Origin of the sequence: Paracoccus sp. SCSIO 75233 (assembly GCF_027912675.1) — a bacterium.
Taxonomy (GTDB): domain Bacteria; phylum Pseudomonadota; class Alphaproteobacteria; order Rhodobacterales; family Rhodobacteraceae; genus Paracoccus.
Map to the genome: position 1 here is coordinate 92,032 of NZ_CP115758.1, position 19,899 is coordinate 111,930.

Below are 19,899 nucleotides of genomic sequence, written 5' to 3' on the forward strand. Positions count from 1 at the left end.
TGATGGCGCCGCCGCTTTATCTCGAACTGGCGCCGACTGAGGAAGCGGCCAAACAGATCGACCATTTGTTCGTGTTCCGCGATACCGGTGTGCTGAGCGGTGGTGGACGCGGGCGGTTCGCAACCGACCTCTTTACCCTTTCGGTAACGCGCGACGACAGCGGCGGCGGGCGCGTATCGCTGGCAGAACCGCGCCCCTATTTTTCGCCCCGCCCAAGGCCATTCCAGGGTGTCGTGGCCGGGCTGCGACTGTCGTCACGACCGCAGCGATTTCCCGACTCCACAGGGCTGGACATGCTGGCCTCAGAACTGGCCCGGATTCAGACCGGGGACGATGACCTGCCTGCGCTCATCGCGGTGCTTGACGGCCTTGCGAGAGACCTGCGCTTTGCCGCACCAACCGGAGCTTACAGCGACCGGACCAAACGTCGAAAGGTGCGGGCGGAAACCGGCGTGTCGCGGCGGCGGCTTGCGACCTTGCGACGCTTTCGCCGGGCTCTCGGGCAGCTTGCGTCAAAGACCCTGCCGCTGAGCGATCTGGCGCTGGACGCCGGATATTACGATCAATCTCACTTGTCCGCCGCTTGCCGGATCTTCGCCGGCAAACCGCCCGGCGCGTTGCGCGCTCTGTCTATTCCGCGTCGTTTTGACCTTTTGCTACAAGATACGCGCCTCAAAGACCGCCTAAGATTGGTCATTGACGAATGAAATCGAAGAGGAAGACCCGCCATGACACAATTCAAACCGAAAAACCCCGACTATGACGCACGCGTGCGCAACAGTTTCGATCGCCAGAAGGCAATGAACACGTTGGGGATCAGCATTGCCGAGTTGTTACCCGGCCGCATCGTTCTGGAAATGGCACATCAGGTTGCACTGACCCAGCAGCATGGGTTTTTGCATGCCGGAATCGTGTCGACAGCGCTGGACAGCGCCTGCGGATACGCGGCCTTTTCGCTGATGCCAGCGGACGCGGCAGTGTTGACGGCCGAATTCAAGATCAACCTACTCAACCCGGCGGACGGCGCACGGTTTCGCTTCGTCGCTGACGTGGTGAAACCAGGCAGGACGCTGACCATATGCGAGGCGCGTGCCTATGCCGTGAAGGGCCAGGATGAAAAGCTCGTCGCAACGATGACCGGAACGCTCATGGCGCTGATCGGGCGGGCGGGGGTCGCGGACTGAGCGCAACCCGGCCGCAGCACATCCGATCCGGGCGGCCGGGCCGATTATTCAGACAGCTGGATCAGCTGTTCCAGCGGCTCGCGACCTCGGCCAACCGTTTCCCGTAGGCTCGCGCGGTATCCAGATCGCCGCCAGCAGGTTCAGACCTGCCAAGCGGTAATGTTAGCCTTTAGCAGTGCGGTCGCCGATTGTCCGTCGTCAGGGTTTTTCGGAGAGCTGAGACTGTATCGTAACGGAGGATCTGGTTCGGTTTCTGTTCAAGTTTATGCTGCAGCGGCCTGATGCTGCAACCGTAATTGGAACGGATGGACGCCCACGGTGCCGATGGGCTGCCGTCACGCCGGAGTTTCCAGTCAGGGCTGAGCTGGCGCACCATTCTGGCCAAGCGCGAGAATTTTCGTGCTGCCTTCGCCGGGTTCGACTTTCGGGAGTTGCGAACTTTGACGACAACGACATTGAGCGCCTACTTGCCGATGAAGGAATTGTTCGCTATCGAGGCAAGATCGAAGCCGTGATCAACAACGCTCGCCGTACTTTCGAGGTCGTCCAAGAGGAAGGCTCCTTCGCTGCATTCATCTGGCTATATGAACCTGCCAAGGACGACGCACTGCCACAAATGCGGTCCAAATCACCAGCGTCCGAGACCCTGTCCAAAGATCTACGAAAGCTTGGCTTCAAATTCGTGGGACCGACCACCGTATATGCATTCATGCAGGCCATGGGATTTATCAACGATCACGCAGAAGTCTGTTGGATGCGAAAGGACGTCGGAACAGCCCGAAACACCCTTCGCACACCGACATAGGCAACTGTCGGCCAATTAACGTGAAAAAAATCAGGGCCACTTAGCGTGGAAAGTCACAGACAGGTTTCGCGTCAGTCGACCGAGACTTCAGAGCCTTGAGAGTAGCGTGGCCAATTGAGCGGCGTCTTTGGGTTTCAGCTTTGCGCCGATCCTTTCCGACAGAACCCGTTCATAGATCGGCCACATCGCCCTCCTGACAGATTTACCCTTTTCAGAGATAGAAATGTTTTGACCTCGCCCATCTTCCGAGCAGTTCCGTCGGTCCACCAGCCCTGCTTTCACCATGCGGTCCAGCAACCGCGATGTACCGTATTGGGGTAACAAAATCCGGTCTTTGAGTTCGAATGGACGGAGTCCGTCCGGGCCTGCCTTCTCGAGTTCGAGAAGCGCGTCATACCATGCAAGTGGCGGGTATCCTGCCGATTTCAGAGACGATTCGACAGCCTCAAGCAAAACGCGGCTTTTAGTCATGAGGGCTGTCCAGGCGGCCTCAGTAGCATGGTCAATCTCGTTCATATCCAGCACATATCATATACATGTAAGTGCATCAACCTTGACGTCGCATGTGACGCGCTATATATAGATGCAAATGCATCGACATATGGGATCATATCATGTCACAATCGCACCTCACAGAATTTGGGATATTCCTGCTCCGTATAGCACTCGGTATCATGTTCCTGGCGCACAGCCTGTTTCTCAAGCTCTTCATTTTCACACTTCCCGGAACGGCGCAGTTCTTCGTTTCGATCGGGCTGCCCGGCTGGTTTGCCTATATGATCTTTGCAGTCGAGGCGATTGCCGGTGCCCTTTTGGTCCTCGGCGTACAGGCTCGGTGGGTCGCGTCGGCGACCGTGCCCATCTTGGCCGGAGCAACCTGGGCTCACTCAGGAAACGGCTGGATGTTCGGATACGAGAACGGCGGGTGGGAATACCCGGCCTATCTGACGCTGCTTGCCGTCGTGCAAGGACTTCTGGGCGACGGCCGTTTCGCCCTCAGCCCCTCCTTCGCGCCCGGCAACGTGCAGATGGAGGGAGAGACAACATGAGCCTCCACCTCATTAGCCATGCGCTCTGCCCATATGTGCAGCGCGCAGCGATCTCGCTCACTGAGAAAGGTGTCACGTTCGAGAGAACTCACATCGATCTTTCGAACAAGCCCGACTGGTTTCTTGCCATATCTCCGCTGGGCAAGACGCCTGTCCTGGTTGTGAACGGGACGCCGATTTTCGAATCTGCGGTTATCCTCGAATATCTTGAGGATACACAACCCCACGCACTTCATCCGCACGACGCTCTCGATCGCGCCCGCCACCGTGCCTGGATTGAATTTGGATCTGCTGTCTTGAACGACATTGCGGGGTTCTACTCGGCGCCGAACGATAAAGCGTTGGAAGCAAAAGTCGCGGCGCTCCGCGCAAAATTCCTTCGGCTGGACGCGGAGCTTGGGGAGGGACCATGGTTCGACGGCCACCAGTTCAGCCTCGTCGATGTCGTATTCGGCCCGGTCTTCCGCTATTTCGACGTTTTTGACGCCATCGGAGAGTTTGGCGTCTTCACAGGGCTTGCCCGTGTAAGGGCCTGGCGATATGAACTGGAGCGTCGGGTTTCTGTGAAGAGTGCCGTCAGTGAAGACTACCCGACTCTTCTGCGTGACTTCATCAGACGGCGCAATTCTTACCTGTCCCAGATCATGCAGACAGGAGGGCCGAAGAAGACTGTTACACAGGTGCAATCGGCTGATCGCCGATCACTTGATATCGTTCTGTCGGGCCGCAGTGCAGAACCGGACGTTTGAGTTCGCTTGGTGAATACCCGCTCTGTCCCGCACATCGGATAGTCGCCGACTTTCCCTTGAAGGCCCGCAGCAGCCCCAACCGGCACTTGCCGGCATTCCATGCCCGTCCGTGCGAAGCGCCGGGTGACCTGCTGCCCCCACAGCGCAACCGGGAACAAACCACCGATCGCGCTGATGAATGGCTCAGGGATCGAAGAATCCGCCTGAGCTCAAACCCCCGGGAAAACTCCAGCCGTGTGGTCCGACAGAGGGCAGCACGTCAATCGCGGGTCAATCTATCCCGGTTGGTGGACCACTTTCAGGGGGCTACTCCAAAGGGCGGGGATGAGAAGCTCGTCGCAACGATGACAGGAACGCTTATTTCGCTAGTGGGGCGAACGGGCGTGGCGGGGTGACGATCGGGTCGGAGCAAAAATTAATCTGCGAGCCGCGCTTCTAGGACATGCCGCTGGACCTTTCCGCTGGTCGATCTGGGAAAATCCTCGAACGCGATGAAGCGAATTTCGCGCGGCCGTTTGTAGCCTGCGAGGTTGTCGCGGCACAAATTCATCAGCGCTTCGGCATCCGGCCCGTCCTTGCCGCGGGCGACAAAGGCCACCGGACTTTCGCCCCATTTCACGTCAAATGCCCGTACGACTGCGGCATCGACCACCCCGGGATGAGATAGAAGAACACGCTCGATCTCCGCAGGATAGACGTTCTCGCCGCCGGTCTTGATCAAGTATTTGGCCCGGTCCACAAAGTCGATGGTTCCGTCCGCATTGCGCCGGAACAAGTCGCCCATGTGGAAAAAGCCGTTGCGAAAGTCATGGGCATTGGCGTCGTCCGCGTTCCAGTACCCTGAAAACAATGTCGGACCCCGCACAGCCATTTCGCCTGGCGTTCCATCCGTCACTTCTTGGTCGTCGGGATCGACGAGCCGAACCTCGCAAAGTGCGCTGATGCGCTTGGAAAGGCGGTCCGGAGTCACACCTGGCGCAATTAGATCGGCGGACCCCGGCGGCAGGCCGGTTTCGGTTGCGCCGAAGGAATTCAGATAGGGTGTGTGGAGAAGGGCTGTCAGTTCCGCGATCTGATGCGGCGGCACCAGATCGGCCATGGCGCCGCAAACTTTGATACCCTTCAGCGGCAAAGGGTTGGCGCGTCGTTCTGCGATAAAGGCGTCCAGCGCACCGGGCATCATCACGAACCAGCCGATCCGGTGGCGCGACAGAGCCTCGTTGATGACCGCAGGCTGCAAACCGTCAACCATCACCACGGTTCCGCCCCGCAGGACCGTCGCCAACCCATGATCGGTGGACGCCATGTGGAACATTGGCGCCCAGGCGATAAACCCGTCGCCGGGGTCCAGCGCCAGCTGCGCCGCAAAAGCCATGGATCTGGCGATATGCGCGCGGTGGCTGATGAGCGCGCCCTTGGGCAGGCCCGTGGTCCCTGAGGTATAAAGGATCGTCAGACCAGCCTCTGGATCGTCGACCATGGTTCCGATGCGCGGGTCCGGTCCGGCCGCGGCAATGGCCGTTTCCAAATCCGGCCCGATAATCAGACAGGGCGTTGCCGCGACGGCCCGGTAAGCTTCTGAAAGGTCCGGTTCGACGACCGCGAGAACCGGCGCGACCAGATCTATGCAGTGCCGCAGTTCATCGGAAGCAAGCCGCCAGTTCAGACAGGCGACGATCGCGCCGATTCCCGCTGCGGCGAGTTCGACCTCCAGGTATTCAGAGCGGTTGTGCGACAGGATCGCAATCCTGTCGCCCGGCGCAACGCCCCTGGCCAGAAACACGGCAGCCAGACGATCGACCCGCTCCAGCAGCTCGGCATAGGTCAATTTCCTGCTGCCGTCCTCGATGGCCAGGGCGCGGGCGCAGTCTTGCGCGCGGGTTCGAAAGATCGAATACAGATCAGCGCGCCCCGCGCGGATGACGTCGGTCAGCATGGTTTACCCCTTGCCCGGCCTTCGGTTCAGAGACCCTGCGCCAGGCGCACGCCCTCATCAATGGCGCGCAGCGCATCCAGTTCAGCGGCCTCTTTTGCCCCGCCGATCATCGTAACCGGGACGCCGCGCGCGGCAAGCTCTTGGGCCAGGGTCCGTTCCGGTTCCTGACCGGTGCATAGCACAATTGTATCGGCCGCAATGACCTTTGGCATTCCGTCCGCGACGATATGCAGTCCCGCATCGTCGATACGTTCATAGGTCACGCCGCCCATTGCCTCGACCCCATGTTTGCGCAGCGCGTTGCGCAGGATCCACCCTGTCGAAACACCAAGCCCCGCGCCCGGTTTGGCCGTCTTGCGTTGCAGCATAACGACCTTGCGGCGCGACGGTTTCGGTGCCAGAGGGTCGCCCGCCAGGGCACCCGACGATACAAATTCGGGGTCCACACCCCAGGTTTCGCAAAAGACGTCGGAGTTGGCAGTCTTGGCGGGTTCGGTCACCAAGAACTCGGCCACATCATGACCGATGCCCCCTGCCCCCATCACGACGACACGGTCGCCCGCCAGACGGTCGCCGGACAGAATTTCGGCGTAAGTCGCGACGCTGTGATGGTCGATACCCGGCAGGTCGGGAATGCGCGGCATGACCCCGGTGGCGATAACCACATGGTCGAAGCCTTCAAGATCGCTCACGTCAGCACGCTGCCGCAGACGCTGCGTGACCCCGTGTTTTTGCATCTGACCGGCATAATACCGAAGGGTTTCGTCGAATTCGTCCTTGCCCGGTGCGGCGCGGGCCAGATTCAGCTGACCGCCCAGCTTGTCCTGCGCCTCGAACAGCGTGACAGCATGGCCCAGCCGCGCCGCCTCGGCGGCTGTGGCCATGCCCGCGGCACCACCGCCAACGACGGCCACTTTCTTTGGCGTGTCGGCTGGCGTATCCCGGAATTCCGTTTCACGCCCGGCCTTTGGATTGACCAGACATCCGACCGGACGGTCAGAAAAGATGAAATCCAGACAGGCCTGGTTGCAGGCGATGCAGGTGTTGATCTCGTCCGCGCGGCCCTCTCGCGCCTTTTTCACGAAATGCGGATCGGCCAGAAACGGGCGCGCCATCGAGATCATGTCCGCATCGCCAGAGGCAAGTATGTCTTCGGCAAGCTGGGGTGTGTTGATCCGGTTCGAGGCGACCACCGGGATCGACACGGCCGCTTTCACGTTGGCTGCCGCCTTGCGCCAGGCACCGCGCGGCACCGGATAGGCGATCGTCGGCACGCGGGCCTCGTGCCAGCCGATGCCGGTGTTCAGAATATCCGCACCTGCGGCCTCGATCTTGCGGGCCAGTGCGGCAATTTCATCGGCGGGCGCGCCGCCCTCGATCAGATCGGCCGCCGAAATCCGGTAGATGACCAGAAAGTCGGGGCCGCAACGTTCGCGCACCGCGCGCACGATCTCGACCGGGAATCGGTGGCGGTTCGCGGCGCTGCCGCCCCAGTCGTCTTGGCGCTTGTTGGTATGGGTGACGGTGAATTCGTTGATCAGGTATCCCTCGGACCCCATGATCTCGACGCCATCAAAGCCTGCGGCCTGCGCATTGGCGGCCGCCACGGCAAAATCCTCGATGGTACGGAGAATGTCGGCTTCGGTCATTTCACGCGGGATGAAACGGTTGATCGGAGCGCGGATCGGCGACGGGGCGACACAGCCTTCGATCTTGGCATAGCGCCCGGCGTGGAGGAGTTGCGCGCAGATCAGGCTGCCTTCGGCCTGCACCGCCTCGCAGATCGGGCGCAGGTCAAGCGCTTCTTCCGGGTCATCGATTCTCGGACCTTCTGGATCGAATATGCCCTCGGCATTGGGCGAAAACCCGCCGGTGACCAGAATCGCCGCCTCCCCCCGCGCACGCTCGGCGTAAAATGCGATCTGTTTGGCTATGCCGTCGGGCTCGGTTTCCAACCGCGTGTGCATCGACCCCATGATGACACGATTTCGCAACGTATGCTGGCCTGCGCGGATGGGCGAGAGCATGGTTTCAAAGCTTCCATCTGGTCTATTTTTCACTTTGGTTCTCCTCCTCAAAACTGCACTTGATCTACATTCTAACATCTGTTAGATTTTTTTGGAAAGAAGATTTTCGCTCATGGGGAGGAGCACCGATGCAATTCCAGCCTACAGACGATCAGAAGGCGTTTCGCGAGACCGCAAAGCGCTTCGCAACTGAAAGGCTTGCGCCCACATATCAAGAACGCGCCAGCGGCCATACATTCGACCGTGCGCTGATCAAGGAGATGGGCGCACTGGGGCTGATCGGGGCCGATCTGCCCGAGGAATTCGGGGGACTCGGCGAAAGCTCTGTCACGTCAGGGCTGATCGTCGAAGAGATCGCCTATGCTGATTTCAACGCAAGTTACGTGCAGCTTCTGGGCTCTCTCATGGGCGGAATGGTTGCCAAACATGCCTCCAAGGACATCGCGTCGGAATGGGTGCCCAAGGTTGTTTCGGGTGATGCTGTCATTGGCCTGGGCCTGACAGAGCCGCGCGGCGGTTCGGATGCGGCGAACCTGATTCTGAGGGCCGAGAAATCCGGCAACGGCTGGCGGCTGAACGGTGAAAAGACATCCATGAGTTTTGCCAGTCAGGCGGATGCGGCGGTCGTCTTTGCCCGTACCGGCGATCCTGACGGCGGCTCACGCGGGGTCAGCGCCTTTTTCGTCGATCTGAACCAGGAAGGCATCAAGCGCACCCATTTTGACGACATCGGCACCAAGCCTGTCGGGCGCGGCTCGGTTTTCTTTGACGATGTTTTCGTGCCGGCTGAAAACATGATGGCGGAACAGGACCGTGCCTTTGGCACGATCATGGCGGGCTTCGACTATTCCCGCGCACTGATCGGGCTGGAGTGCCTGGGGGCCGCGCAAGCGTCGGTGGATGAAACCTGGGCCTACGTTCAGGAGCGCGAGGCATTCGGGGCCCCAATCGTGCAGTATCAGGGTGTCAGCTTTCCCTTGGCCGAGGCCGAGACCCAACTTACCATGATGCGCCAGCTTTGCTATTACACGCTGGACCTGCGCGACCGTGGCCTGCCCCACACCTCTCAGGCCGCCATGTGCAAATGGTACCTGCCCAAAACCGCCTGCGAGATCCTGCACCAGTGCCTGATCCTGCACGGACATTACGGCTACACCACCGACCTGCCCCACCACCAGCGCTACAACGATGTGCTCGGCTTGCAGATCGGTGACGGGACCGCGCAGATCCAGAAGCTGGTGATCGCCCGCGAGAAGGTCGGTCGCATGGCGCTGCAGTATGACAAGAAGGCGAAGGGAGCCGCCAAATGAGCGGCCCCATCCTCGTCACTTCCGAGGGCAACACCGGCATCATCGAACTGGCCCGCCCCGAGAAATTCAATTGCCTGTCACTTGACGTGCATGAGCGCATTTCTGCTGCGCGGTCGGAATTCGAGGCGAACCCGGATATTCGGGCGATCCTCATCCGGGCGCAAGGCAAGAACTTTTGCACCGGCGCCGATCTGGTGGAAGTGAAAGGTAAATTGAACGATCCCGCCGCGCTGGACCATTTCATCGCCTTTGGCATGAACAACCTGCGTGCGCTTGAAACCTCCTCCCTCCCTGTCGTGGTGGCAGTGCAGGGGTTGTGTCTGGCCGGCGGGATCGAACTGATGCTGGCATGCGATGTGTGTTTCGCGGCCGAAAGCGCCCAGTTTGGCGATCAGCACGCGCAATTCGGGCTGATTCCCGGTTGGGGTGGCTCGCAGCGGTTGACACGGTTGATGGGGCAGCGCAGGGCGCTCGACCTGATGTTCTCGGCCCGCTGGCTCAAGTCGGACGAGGCCAAAGAGGCCGGATTGGTCAACTACATCGTGCCGGATGCGGACCTGCACAAGTCTGCGCTGGAATACTGCGAGAAAATCGCCACCCGTTCACGTCCCGGCATCGCCGAGATGAAGCGGTTGGCGCGCGAAGGCGCGGACCTTGGTATCGACCAGCAGATGCGGCTTGAGCGCGATGCCGCCGTGCGCGCACTGCCCAGCGATGACGTGGCGGAGGGCCTCGATGCATTCGAGAACCGGCGCGCCCCCGAATTCAAGGCTTGAGGACGAAACATGGATTTCATTTTGAACGACGAACAACGCCAGATTTACGACTATGGCGGCCAGCTGGCGCAGACATATGACAATGCTTATTGGCTGGAACACGCGCGCAAGCACGAGTTTCCCCACGATATGTTCAAGCAGGTTGCCGACGACGGTTTTCTCGGCATCATGGTGCCTGAGGAATACGGCGGCGCGGGCCTCGGTATGACCGAAATGGCGCTGTTCATGGAAGGCACCGCCAATCACGGCATTCCGCTTTTGATGATGGTGGTCGGGCCGACCATGTCGCTGGCTCATATCGCCAGCCACGGGAGTGAATTCCACAAGAAAGAGCTGCTGCCGGCGGCCTGCCGCGGTGATATCCAGTTCTGTTTTGCGATCACGGAACCGGGCGCCGGGTCGAACACGATGAAGGCCACTACGCTGGCCAAACGTCGGGGCAACCGGTTCAGCCTGTCGGGCGAAAAGACCTTTATCACTGGCGCCGAGGTCTCGGACTATTGCCTAGTCGTGGCGCGAACCAAGCCGCATACCGAGGTCAGCCGCAAGACCGACGGCTTTACCCTGTTCGCAGTGGATCTGAAGAAAAAGGGCGTCGACAAGCAGCGGGTGAAGATCTCGATCCCCCTGCCCGAGGAACAGTGGACCCTGTTCTTCGACGAGGTGGATCTGGGCCCGGAGGATGTGGTCGGCGAGGTGGACGAAGGGTTCTCGATCCTGTTCGACAGTCTCAACCCCGAACGCATCATCCTGGCCGCCCTGTGCTGCGGCATCGGCCGGTTCGCCCTGAACAAGGGCGTGGCCTATGCCTCCGAACGCAATGTGTTCGGCCAACCCATCGGTGCGCATCAGGGCGTGCAGCACCCGATGGCCAAGGCGCACACAGCGGTCGAGATGGCCAGCCTGATGACCCGTCGCGCGGCCTGGGAGTTTGACAACAAACTGCCGGCAGGGGCGTCGTCAAACATGGCAAAATACGCCGCCGCCGAAGCCGGGATCGAAGCGGTGGACGCCGCGCTGCAGGCGCATGGCGGATCGGGCTTCACCGAGGATACGGGACTATACGAGATGTACCCGCTGGTGCGCTTGTTGCGCACGGCGCCCGTGAACCGCGAGCTGTGCCTCAGCTTCATCGGCGAAAAGGTCATGGGTCTGCCGCGGTCTTATTGATCGCTCTGCCCGACATGGAGAACGACATGCAATTTGGAATGCGCTTCAGGCGGCAGGATGCCGCCGACAAGGTAAATGATCGCTTCTGGCACACGATCGAGGGCACACCGCTCGACGAGGTGCGCCGTATTCAGGAAGAGCGGCTGCGCGATCAGATGGCGTATCTCAAGGCGAACTCGACCTTCTATCAGGAAAAGTTCGCCGAGGCCGGTGTGGACTTCGACGATATCCGCACCATCGCAGACCTGCAAAAACTGCCCTATACCTACAAGACCGAGATCCGCGAAAGCCTCGCTGCCGAGCCGCCCTTTGGCAAGCACCGTGCCGCGCCCATGTCGGACATCATCCAGATGCAGGCCTCGTCGGGCACGACCGGCAGCCCCTCATATGTGGCCCTGACAGAATCCGACGCCGAGATGTGGCACGAGATGACAGCGCGCTGCTTCTTTGCCAATGGCGTGCGCCCCGGCGATATGGTGTTGCACGCGTTTTCGCTGGCCAAGGGCTTTGTCGGCGGCATCCCCGTGATGCAGGGGTTGCAGTACATGGGCGCAATCGACGTGCCTGTGGGGGCGGATGGCGGTGCCGAACGGCTGCTGCGTGCCTGCGCGGATACGCGCCCGCGCTGCATCGTTGGTGCTCCGAATTTCGTTCTGCACCTGGCCGAAAAAGCGCCCGAAGTGCTGGGCTGCAAGGCTAGTGAGTTGGGCGTGGAACAGGTCATCGTCGGTGGCGAACCCGGCGGCGGCATCCCTGCTATCCGCGCCAAGATCGAAGCGGCCTGGGGCGCGAAATGCTGTGAGATGCTGGGCGGAACCGATCTGGGCGTGACTTACTGGGCCGAGTGCGACGAACAGTCGGGAATGCATATGGTCAACATGGACTATATCATCACCGAATTGCTCGATCCCGATAGCGGCAGGATCATTCCCTGGGAAAAGGGCGCCGAGGGCGAGATGATCTATACCGCGATCGGCCGCCAGGCGAGCCCGCTCGTGCGGTTCCGGTCAGGCGACTATATCGAGGTCATCGACACCGAATGCGCCTGCGGGCGCACCGGCCCCAAGATCCGCTGCACCGGTCGCACCGACGACATGCTGATCGTGCGCGGGGCCAATGTATTCCCGTCCGCCATCAACAGCGTAATCACCGAGATGGTGCCAGACACCAATGGCGTCATGCGGATCGTCGCTGATTTCGAGGGCCACACCACGCAGGGCGCGCTGACGGTGATTGTCGAACGCGGCCCCGGTCGTGATCCGGCCGATGACGCCGCCCTCAAGAAGAAGATCGAGCAACGCCTGCGCGACGCGCTTGTCTTCAAGGCCGACGTTCACCTGGTGGCGGCTGACACTTTCGAAAAACCCGGCGCCGCCAAGGTCGCCTTTGTTCTCAGGGAATATCCGAACCTGCCATGACCAAAATGAAATCCCTGCTTGATACCGGGTCCGACGACTTTCGGGCAAATGACGCACACTACCGTGAAAAACTCTCCGATCTGCACGCGCTGCGGCTGCTGCAACGTGTCGGCGGCCCCAAAAAGGCGCGCGACCGGCATGTGGAGAAGGGCAAGATCCTGCCGCGGGAACGGATTGAACGCCTGATCGACCCGGGCACACCATTTCTGGAACTCGGAGAACTTGCCGGGTTGAACAAATACAATGGCGTGCCGCCGGGCGCGGGCATCATCACCGGGATCGGTGTGATCGAGGGCCGTCAATGCATGATCATCGCCAATGATGCCACGGTAAAGGGCGGCACCTATTTCGGCATGACATCGCGCAAACATGTGCGGGCGCAGAAGATCGCATGGAAGAACCGTCTGCCCGTTATCACCCTCGTGGACTCCGGCGGCGCCTTCCTGCCGGATCAGGAAAACATCTTTCCCGACGAAGGCCAGTTCGGGTCCATCTTTCACCAACAGGTTGGCATGTCCGGCGATGGTGTGCCGCAAATCGCCGTGGTCATGGGGCCCTGCACTGCGGGTGGTGCCTATATCCCCGCGCTCTGTGACGAAGTGGTGATCGTGCGCGGTCAGGGCTTTATGTATCTGGGCGGACCGGAATTGACCTTTGCCGCAACCGGCGAAAAGGTCGAAGCCGAAGAACTGGGTGGCGGCAAGATGCATTCGTCCGTCTCCGGCGTGACCGACCATTTGGCTGAAGATGACGCCCATGCTCTGGCCATCACGCGCGAAATTGTCAGCCATCTTGGCGAAAAACCCCAACCCCGCAAGACGCCCGAAGCGCCCCGTGCGCCCGCCTACCCGGTCGAAGAGATTTATGGACTCATCAGCCGCGACCCCAAGGTACCGACCGACAACCGCGAAATCGTGGCTCGGTTGGTCGATGAGAGCGATTTTCACGAATTCAAACCGCTTTATGGCGACACGATCATGACCGGCTGGGGTCGCATCCACGGCCACGAGGTCGGTATTCTCGCCAATACAGGTGTGCTTTTCGTCGAAGCCGCGCTGAAGGCCACGCATTTCATCAATCTCTGCGTGCAGCGTGATATTCCGCTGCTGTTCCTGGCCGATGTGAACGGCTTCATGGTCGGGCGCGAGGTCGAGCAGATGGGCATCGCAAAAGCCGGTGCGAAGATGATCACGGCCATGTCTTCGGCCCGGGTGCCGAAATTCACAATCATCACCGGTGGCTCTTACGGGGCCGGATACCTGGCGATGCTGGGCCGCCCGTTCCAGCCGGACGCAATGTTCGCCTGGCCGACGGGACGGTCGGCGATCATGGGGCCGGAACAGGCCGCCAGCGTGCTAGCTCAGGTCCGCGCGCAGATCAACGAACGCGAAGGCAGAAACTGGACCGCCGAGGAGGAGGAGGCCTTCAAGGCACCGATCCGCGAGGAATACGAAGATTTTCAGGGAGCCTATAATTTTGCTTCCAACCTTTGGATCGACAGCGTGATCGAGCCCTGTGAGACCCGTGACGTCATGGCGCTGATGCTAGATGTGACATCGCGCAGACCCAAGGTCGAGACCAACTTCGGCGTGTTCAGGATGTGAGGAGCGAACCGTGAAAATCAAAACGCTTCTGATCGCCAACCGCGGCGAAATTGCCTGCCGGATCGCGCGCACTGCGCGGGCCAGCGGTATCACACCTGTCGGCATACATTCGCAGGCCGACGCCAATGCCCTGCATGTCCGCGAGATCGGCAAATCTGTCTGTATCGGCGGCGGACCGGCCTCCGAAAGTTACCTGAAGATCGACGCGGTGATTGCCGCCGCGCAATCGGTGGGCGCGGATGCGATCCATCCCGGTTACGGCTTTCTGGCCGAAAACCCCGATTTTGCCCGCGCGGTCGAAGCCGCCGGCATGATATTCATGGGGCCGACGCCGGAAACGCTGGAACGTTTCGGCGACAAGGCCAGCGCCAAAGAGGCCGCCGTGGCGGCCAGCGTCCCGGTGATTTCGGGCGCCGAAGGTGCGCGGTCCGATCCCGAGCAGATTGCCGAGGAGGTGCGCCAAATGGGCCTGCCGGTGCTGCTCAAGGCTGTCGGCGGCGGTGGTGGGCGAGGGCAACGGCTCGTCACCGACGAAACCACGCTGGTCGAGGACATCGAAGGCGCGCTGCGCGAAGCAAAATCCACCTTCGGTTCCGAAGGGCTGCTGTTGGAGCGTTTCCTGCCCGAGGCGCGCCATGTCGAAGTGCAGATCGCAGGTGACGGCAAGGGCCATGTGGTGCACCTGTTCGAACGCGATTGCACGCTTCAGCGCCGTCACCAGAAGGTCATCGAGGAAGCCCCGGCCTGGGGATTGCCGCGCACGCTTCTGGACGACATCGCGCGCGACGCGGTGCGCCTCGGTGAAACGCTGGACTATCGCGGGCTGGGCACGGTCGAATTTCTGGTCGCGGGGGACGAATATTTCTTTCTTGAGGTGAACCCGCGCATTCAGGTGGAACATCCCGTCACCGAAGCGATCACCGGGCTGGACCTTGTCGCGCTTCACCTGCGCATTGCCGAAGGCGCGGGCCTCGGGCTGGTGCAGGAGGATCTGGCGATCAACGGCCATGCGGTCGAGGCACGGCTATACGCCGAAGATCCGGCGATGCAATTCGCCCCGTCGACGGGTACGCTCACCACGCTCAGCCTGCCATCGGGCCTGCGTATCGACAGCGGCGTCGAGGAAGGCGATGCCGTCACGCCCTACTACGACCCGATGATCGCCAAGCTGATCGTGCACGCGCCCGACCGGGAAACCGCATTGGCACGTCTGGCCACGGCGCTTGATCATGTCGCGGTCGAAGGTGTCGAAACCAATCGCGCCTTTTTGACGGCGCTGGCGCGAAACCATGAATTCGAACGGATGCAGGTGCATACCCGCTGGATCGACGGCAGGCTGGATGAGCTGACACAGGCACCCGGCCTGACCCGCCCCGATCTGTGGAAAGCAACCGCTGCCATTCTCTTCGTGACCCAGTCGCGCAGCGACACAAACGCCAATCCCTGGACCAACCGTGATGCCTTTACCGGCTGGCGGCTTGGACTGGGCGGCGATGCGATGGAAGCGGGGCAGCGCGTGACGCTTACCGATTCTGACGAGGTATCCGAGGAATTGCGCGTCAGTCCTGTCAAACCGGGTGCCAGATACACCGTCTATTCGGAAAACGGCGAGGCGCTGACACTGTCGGCACGCGAAATCACGCCGGGCCGTTGGCGCCTGAACGAGGGCGACACTGTCCACCTGATCGAGGCACGTCTGCATGCCGGCGTGATCGAACTGGGCACGCCCGAAGGCCGCCTGGTTTTCCGCCCCGCCGCGCCCCTTGCCTTTGCCGGCGGCGATGCCGCGGCGGATCGCGCCGTGACCTCTCCGCTGACCGGCATGATTGTCGAAATCAAGGTCTCCGATGGTCAGAGCGTGGCCGAAGGCGACGTGGTTGCGGTCATGGAATCCATGAAACTCGAAATCTCGATCCGGGCGGCCGCGGCCGGGATCGCCAGCCACATATCCGTCTCGAATGGAGACATGGTCGACCGGGGCCAGGTCATCGCCGAGATTCTGCCATCCGAGGAGTGATGAAATGAGCGACTTTCCCAAATTCGTAGAATTTCGTGAAGAAGGCCCGCGTGAGGGTTTTCAGATCGAAAAGAAGATTTACCCGATCGAAGAGCGGATCGAACTGATCGACATGCTCAGCGAAACCGGCTTGAAACGCATTCAGGTCGGCAGCTTTGTCAGCCCGAAATACGTTCCTCAGATGGCGGACACCGGCGAGTTGTTCCAGCGTATCAAGCGCAAACCGGGCGTGAACTACACATCGCTGTGGCTGAACGACAAAGGGTTTCGCAAGGCCCTGACCGCGCATGAGGTCGATATCGACCCGCGTCTGCTGTTCTATCCTTCCGAAGCATTCGCCCAATCGAACAACAATTGTTCCTCGGCCGAGATGCGGGAAAAACAACGTGACTGGGTCCGTCTTTACAAGGAAGAGGGATATACCGTCGACGCGGCCTATGTGATGACCGCTTTCGGCTGCAACCTCGAGGGCCCCATCCCCCAAGAACGCATCTTGGACGATTTCCGCTTTATCCTTCAGCTATGCGAAGAAGAGAACATCCCCGTGCCGATCCTCGTGGTCGCCGACACCATGGGTTGGGGAAACCCCGAGGCGGTCAAACGGATGATCGGCGCCCTGCGCGAATTGGCGCCCGAGGCGCGCATCGGTATGCACATCCATGACACACGTGGGCTGGGGATCGCCAACGTTTATGCGGCCCTGTCGATGGGCGTGGACATGTTCGAAAGCTCCGTCGCCGGTCTTGGCGGCTGTCCTTTCGCGGGCCACGGCCACGCGCGCGCCGCAGGAAATGTCTGCACCGAGGATGCAGTGTTCCTGTGTCACGAGCTCGGCATCGAAACCGGCATTGATCTGGACAAGCTGATCGCAGCGGCGGTCAAAGCAGAAGAGATCATCGGTGTGCCGCTCATGGGCCGGGTCATGCACACCGGCGGGTTGGACAAATACCGCAAGTCACGCTGAGGGAGCAAGAAGATGACAAAAGCACTTGACGGAAAGGTCGTTCTGGTCACCGGGGCCGGCGGTGGGATCGGGCGTGATATCGCCTTGATGGCAGCTACCGAAGGCGCCGCCGTGGTGGTCAATGATCTGGGCGCATCCCTGAAAGGCACCGGTCAGACAGAAACTGCGGCGCAGAAAGTCGTCGAAGAGATCAGGGCCGCTGGGGGCGATGCCATTGCCGATGGCGGCTCTGTCACCGATCCCGATGCCGCGCGCGCGATGATCGAAGCCGGGGTCAAGGAATTCGGTCGCATCGACGCGGTGGTAAACAACGCCGGCATTCTGCGCGACGGTTACTTCCACAAGATGACCTATGAGGATTTCGACGCGGTGGTGAAGGTCCATCTTTATGGTGCCTTCAATACCAGCCGCGCGGCCGCCGACTATTTCCGCGAACAGGAAAGCGGCGCGCTCGTGCACATGACCTCGACCTCGGGGCTGATCGGCAATCTGGCGCAGGCGAATTATTCGGCGGCAAAGCTGGGCATCGCGGCCTTCTCGAAATCGGTAGCGCTCGACCTGAAACGCTGGAACGTGCGGTCAAACTGCATCGCGCCCTTCGCCTGGAGCCGGATGATATCGTCGATCAAGACCGACACGGAGGAACAGAAGGCGCGGGTCGAGAAGGTCAAGAAGATGACCCCCGCCAAGGTCGCGCCGATGGCCTGTTACCTGATGAGCGACCGCGCGGCGGATGTGTCGGGGCAAATCTTTGCAGTGCGGATGAACGAGATATTCCTGTTCAACCAGCCCCGCCCGCTCCGGTCCGTCCACTCCGGTGACGGCTGGACCGCCGATGAAATCGCCGAGCGCGCCATTCCCGCGCTCAAATCGCAATTCACACCGCTCGAAGTTTCGGCGGATGTCTTTTCGTGGGATCCGGTCTAATGGGAAAACGCAAAGAAAAAATCAGCTCCGACATTGCCTGGAGCACCCCCGACAAGATCTGCGTGCGCGGGCTCGACTTGCCGAACGAAATCCTCGGCCACATGAACCTGGGCGATCTGGCCTTTCTGCAATTGACGGGCCGCAAGGCCACGCTCGAGGAAAGCCGCGTCTTCAACGCCATCATCATCACCCTTGTCGAACATGGCATCACGCCATCGGCCCTGGCGGCGCGGATGACCTATATGGGGGCGCCGGAATCGCTTCAGGCGGCTGTGGCGGCTGGCTTGTGTGGGCTGGGCACCGTCTTTGTCGGTTCTATGGAAGGTGCCTCGAAAATGCTTTACGAGGCACTGCCACAGGACAAGTTGGGCACCGGTGTCGATCTGGATGCGCTGGCCGTCGAGACGGTGGAAAAATTCCGCGCCCGCAAGATGATCGTGCCGGGGCTCGGACATCCGGTGCACAAGCCGGTCGATCCGCGCACACCTCGCCTGTTCCAGATCGCTGCCGAGAACGGCAAGTCCGGTGAATACATCGAGTTGATCCAGAAAATTCAGGCCGTTGCCGAAGAAAAATCGGGTAAGATGCTGCCGATTAACGCCACCGGGGCGATCGGAGCAATCTGCTGTGAATTTGGCTTCCCCTGGAAGATCGTGCGGGGCTTTGGCGTCATGGCACGCGCCATCGGTCTGGTCGGTCATATCCTCGAAGAGAGCGAAAACCCGATTTCCTATGAGCTTTGGCAGCGTGCCGAGCAGGAAATTCTTGAAACGTCGGGTTCAGGAGCGAAGTAACCGATGCAGACGTCAGCCCCAGACACTCACACCGATCTGCGCGACGCCTTGCGCGCACTTTGCGCGCAGTTTCCGCCAGAATATCATCGCAAGTTCGGCGAGGATGAAACCTACCCCGAGGAATTCGTCGATGCGCTGACCCGCGAGGGCTGGCTCGCCGCGATGATCCCAGAAGAATACGGCGGCTCGGGTCTGGGCCTGACGGAAGCCTCGATCATCATGGAGGAGGTGAACCGCTGCGGCGGCAACGCGGGCCATTGCCACGGGCAGATGTACAATATGGGCACGCTGCTGCGGCATGGTTCGGAGGAGCAGAAACAGAAATATCTGCCCGGCATCGCCAGCGGCGAATTGCGCCTGCAATCCATGGCCGTGACCGAACCGACCACCGGCACCGACACCACCAAACTGAAGACCACGGCGGTGAAAAAGGGCGACCGGTATGAGATCAATGGCCAGAAGGTCTGGATCAGCCGTATCCAGCATTCCGACCTGATGATCCTGCTGGCACGCACCACGCCGCTGGCCGAGGTCAAGAAGAAATCGCAGGGCCTGTCGATCTTCATGGTCGATCTGAAAGAGGCGATCGGCAACGGCATGGAGGTCCGCCCCATCGCCAATATGCCCGGCCACGAAACCAATGAAGTGTTTTTCGACAACCTGGAAATCCCCGCCGAGAACCTGATCGGGACCGAGGGGCGCGGATTTTACCATATTCTTGACGGGCTGAACGCCGAACGTACCCTGATTGCGGCGGAATGTATCGGTGATGGATACTGGTTCGTCGACAAGGCCCGCACCTATGCCGGCGACCGCATGGTCTTTGACCGCCCCATCGGCCAGAACCAGGGCGTGCAATTCCCTATCGCCAGGTCCTATGTGAACATCGAGGCCGCCAATCTGATGCGCTTTGAAGCCTGCAGGCGGTTCGATGCTGGGCTGGATTGCGGAGCACAGGCGAATATGGCCAAGCTGCTGGCTTCGGAGGCCAGCTGGGAAGCGGCCAATGCCTGCATCCAGACCCATGGCGGCTTCGGTTTCGCACGGGAATACGATGTCGAGCGCAAGTTCCGCGAGGCGCGCCTCTATCAGGTCGCCCCGATCTCGACCAACCTGATCCTGTCATATGTCGGAGAACATATCCTCGGCATGCCAAGATCGTTCTGAAG

18 protein-coding genes are annotated in these 19,899 nt (G+C 60.7%); 15 read left to right on the forward strand and 3 right to left on the reverse strand.

Annotation, left to right across the window (positions count from 1 at the left end):
• Window positions 1–2: 2 nt before the first annotated feature.
• From PAF12_RS16325 to PAF12_RS16335, 3 genes are all read left to right on the forward strand, one after another.
• Window positions 3–707, forward strand: coding sequence for an AraC family transcriptional regulator (locus PAF12_RS16325; RefSeq protein ID WP_254698509.1), 705 nt, complete (start codon window positions 3–5; stop codon window positions 705–707).
• A gap of 21 nt (window positions 708–728) precedes the next feature.
• Window positions 729–1,184, forward strand: a complete 456-nt coding sequence (locus PAF12_RS16330) for a PaaI family thioesterase (protein WP_088652155.1) — start codon at window positions 729–731, stop codon at window positions 1,182–1,184.
• A 364-nt stretch (window positions 1,185–1,548) separates the two neighbouring features.
• A complete protein-coding gene (locus PAF12_RS16335; RefSeq protein WP_368045175.1) occupies window positions 1,549–1,989 on the forward strand; it encodes a DNA-3-methyladenine glycosylase I in 441 nt (146 codons plus the stop codon).
• An 87-nt stretch (window positions 1,990–2,076) separates the two neighbouring features.
• On the opposite strand, the gene PAF12_RS16340 is transcribed toward PAF12_RS16335, so the two are convergent.
• Entirely contained in the window at window positions 2,077–2,505 is a 429-nt protein-coding gene (locus tag PAF12_RS16340) for a MarR family winged helix-turn-helix transcriptional regulator (RefSeq protein ID WP_084658444.1), read from the reverse strand.
• A 98-nt stretch (window positions 2,506–2,603) separates the two neighbouring features.
• On the opposite strand from PAF12_RS16340, the gene PAF12_RS16345 reads away from it, so the two are divergent.
• Both PAF12_RS16345 and PAF12_RS16350 read left to right on the forward strand, forming a co-directional pair.
• Entirely contained in the window at window positions 2,604–3,038 is a 435-nt protein-coding gene (locus tag PAF12_RS16345) for a DoxX family protein (RefSeq protein WP_040608736.1), read from the forward strand.
• Window positions 3,035–3,787: a glutathione S-transferase family protein gene (locus tag PAF12_RS16350; RefSeq protein WP_088652156.1), complete on the forward strand. Its 753-nt coding sequence runs from the start codon at window positions 3,035–3,037 to the stop codon at window positions 3,785–3,787. Before PAF12_RS16345 ends, PAF12_RS16350 begins: the two co-directional genes overlap by 4 nt.
• Window positions 3,788–4,202: 415 nt before the next feature.
• Here PAF12_RS16350 and PAF12_RS16355 read toward each other — a convergent pair whose 3' ends face one another.
• The gene (locus PAF12_RS16355; protein WP_088652157.1) at window positions 4,203–5,723 is read right to left on the reverse strand and encodes a class I adenylate-forming enzyme family protein; all 1,521 of its coding nucleotides are present in this window, start codon (window positions 5,721–5,723) and stop codon (window positions 4,203–4,205) included.
• A gap of 26 nt (window positions 5,724–5,749) precedes the next feature.
• The gene (locus PAF12_RS16360; protein ID WP_271109771.1) at window positions 5,750–7,750 is read right to left on the reverse strand and encodes an FAD-dependent oxidoreductase; all 2,001 of its coding nucleotides are present in this window, start codon (window positions 7,748–7,750) and stop codon (window positions 5,750–5,752) included.
• A gap of 128 nt (window positions 7,751–7,878) precedes the next feature.
• On the opposite strand from PAF12_RS16360, the gene PAF12_RS16365 reads away from it, so the two are divergent.
• The 10 genes from PAF12_RS16365 to PAF12_RS16410 are packed head-to-tail and all read left to right on the forward strand — an operon-like array spanning window position 7,879 to window position 19,897.
• A complete protein-coding gene (locus PAF12_RS16365; protein ID WP_028093906.1) occupies window positions 7,879–9,060 on the forward strand; it encodes an acyl-CoA dehydrogenase family protein in 1,182 nt (393 codons plus the stop codon).
• Complete coding sequence (locus PAF12_RS16370) at window positions 9,057–9,836, forward strand: enoyl-CoA hydratase/isomerase family protein (RefSeq protein WP_271109766.1); 780 nt, start codon at window positions 9,057–9,059, stop codon at window positions 9,834–9,836. The genes PAF12_RS16365 and PAF12_RS16370 overlap by 4 nt, the downstream gene beginning before the upstream one ends.
• A 9-nt stretch (window positions 9,837–9,845) precedes the next feature.
• Window positions 9,846–11,006: an acyl-CoA dehydrogenase family protein gene (locus PAF12_RS16375; protein WP_271109767.1), complete on the forward strand. Its 1,161-nt coding sequence runs from the start codon at window positions 9,846–9,848 to the stop codon at window positions 11,004–11,006.
• A gap of 26 nt (window positions 11,007–11,032) precedes the next feature.
• Complete coding sequence (locus PAF12_RS16380) at window positions 11,033–12,424, forward strand: phenylacetate--CoA ligase family protein (RefSeq protein WP_271109768.1); 1,392 nt, start codon at window positions 11,033–11,035, stop codon at window positions 12,422–12,424.
• A complete protein-coding gene (locus tag PAF12_RS16385; RefSeq protein ID WP_088652161.1) occupies window positions 12,421–14,028 on the forward strand; it encodes an acyl-CoA carboxylase subunit beta in 1,608 nt (535 codons plus the stop codon). The genes PAF12_RS16380 and PAF12_RS16385 overlap by 4 nt, the downstream gene beginning before the upstream one ends.
• 10 nt (window positions 14,029–14,038) lie before the next feature.
• Window positions 14,039–16,045, forward strand: a complete 2,007-nt coding sequence (locus PAF12_RS16390) for a biotin carboxylase N-terminal domain-containing protein (protein WP_009803515.1) — start codon at window positions 14,039–14,041, stop codon at window positions 16,043–16,045.
• 4 nt (window positions 16,046–16,049) lie between these two features.
• Window positions 16,050–17,009, forward strand: coding sequence for a hydroxymethylglutaryl-CoA lyase (locus tag PAF12_RS16395; protein ID WP_027264398.1), 960 nt, complete (start codon window positions 16,050–16,052; stop codon window positions 17,007–17,009).
• 12 nt (window positions 17,010–17,021) lie between these two features.
• Entirely contained in the window at window positions 17,022–17,936 is a 915-nt protein-coding gene (locus tag PAF12_RS16400; RefSeq protein WP_027264397.1) for an SDR family NAD(P)-dependent oxidoreductase, read from the forward strand.
• A complete protein-coding gene (locus PAF12_RS16405; protein WP_027264396.1) occupies window positions 17,936–18,730 on the forward strand; it encodes a citryl-CoA lyase in 795 nt (264 codons plus the stop codon). The genes PAF12_RS16400 and PAF12_RS16405 overlap by 1 nt, the downstream gene beginning before the upstream one ends.
• A 3-nt stretch (window positions 18,731–18,733) precedes the next feature.
• On the forward strand, window positions 18,734–19,897 hold the full coding sequence (locus tag PAF12_RS16410) for an acyl-CoA dehydrogenase family protein (RefSeq protein WP_027264395.1): 1,164 nt from the start codon (window positions 18,734–18,736) through the stop codon (window positions 19,895–19,897).
• Window positions 19,898–19,899: the final 2 nt, after the last annotated feature.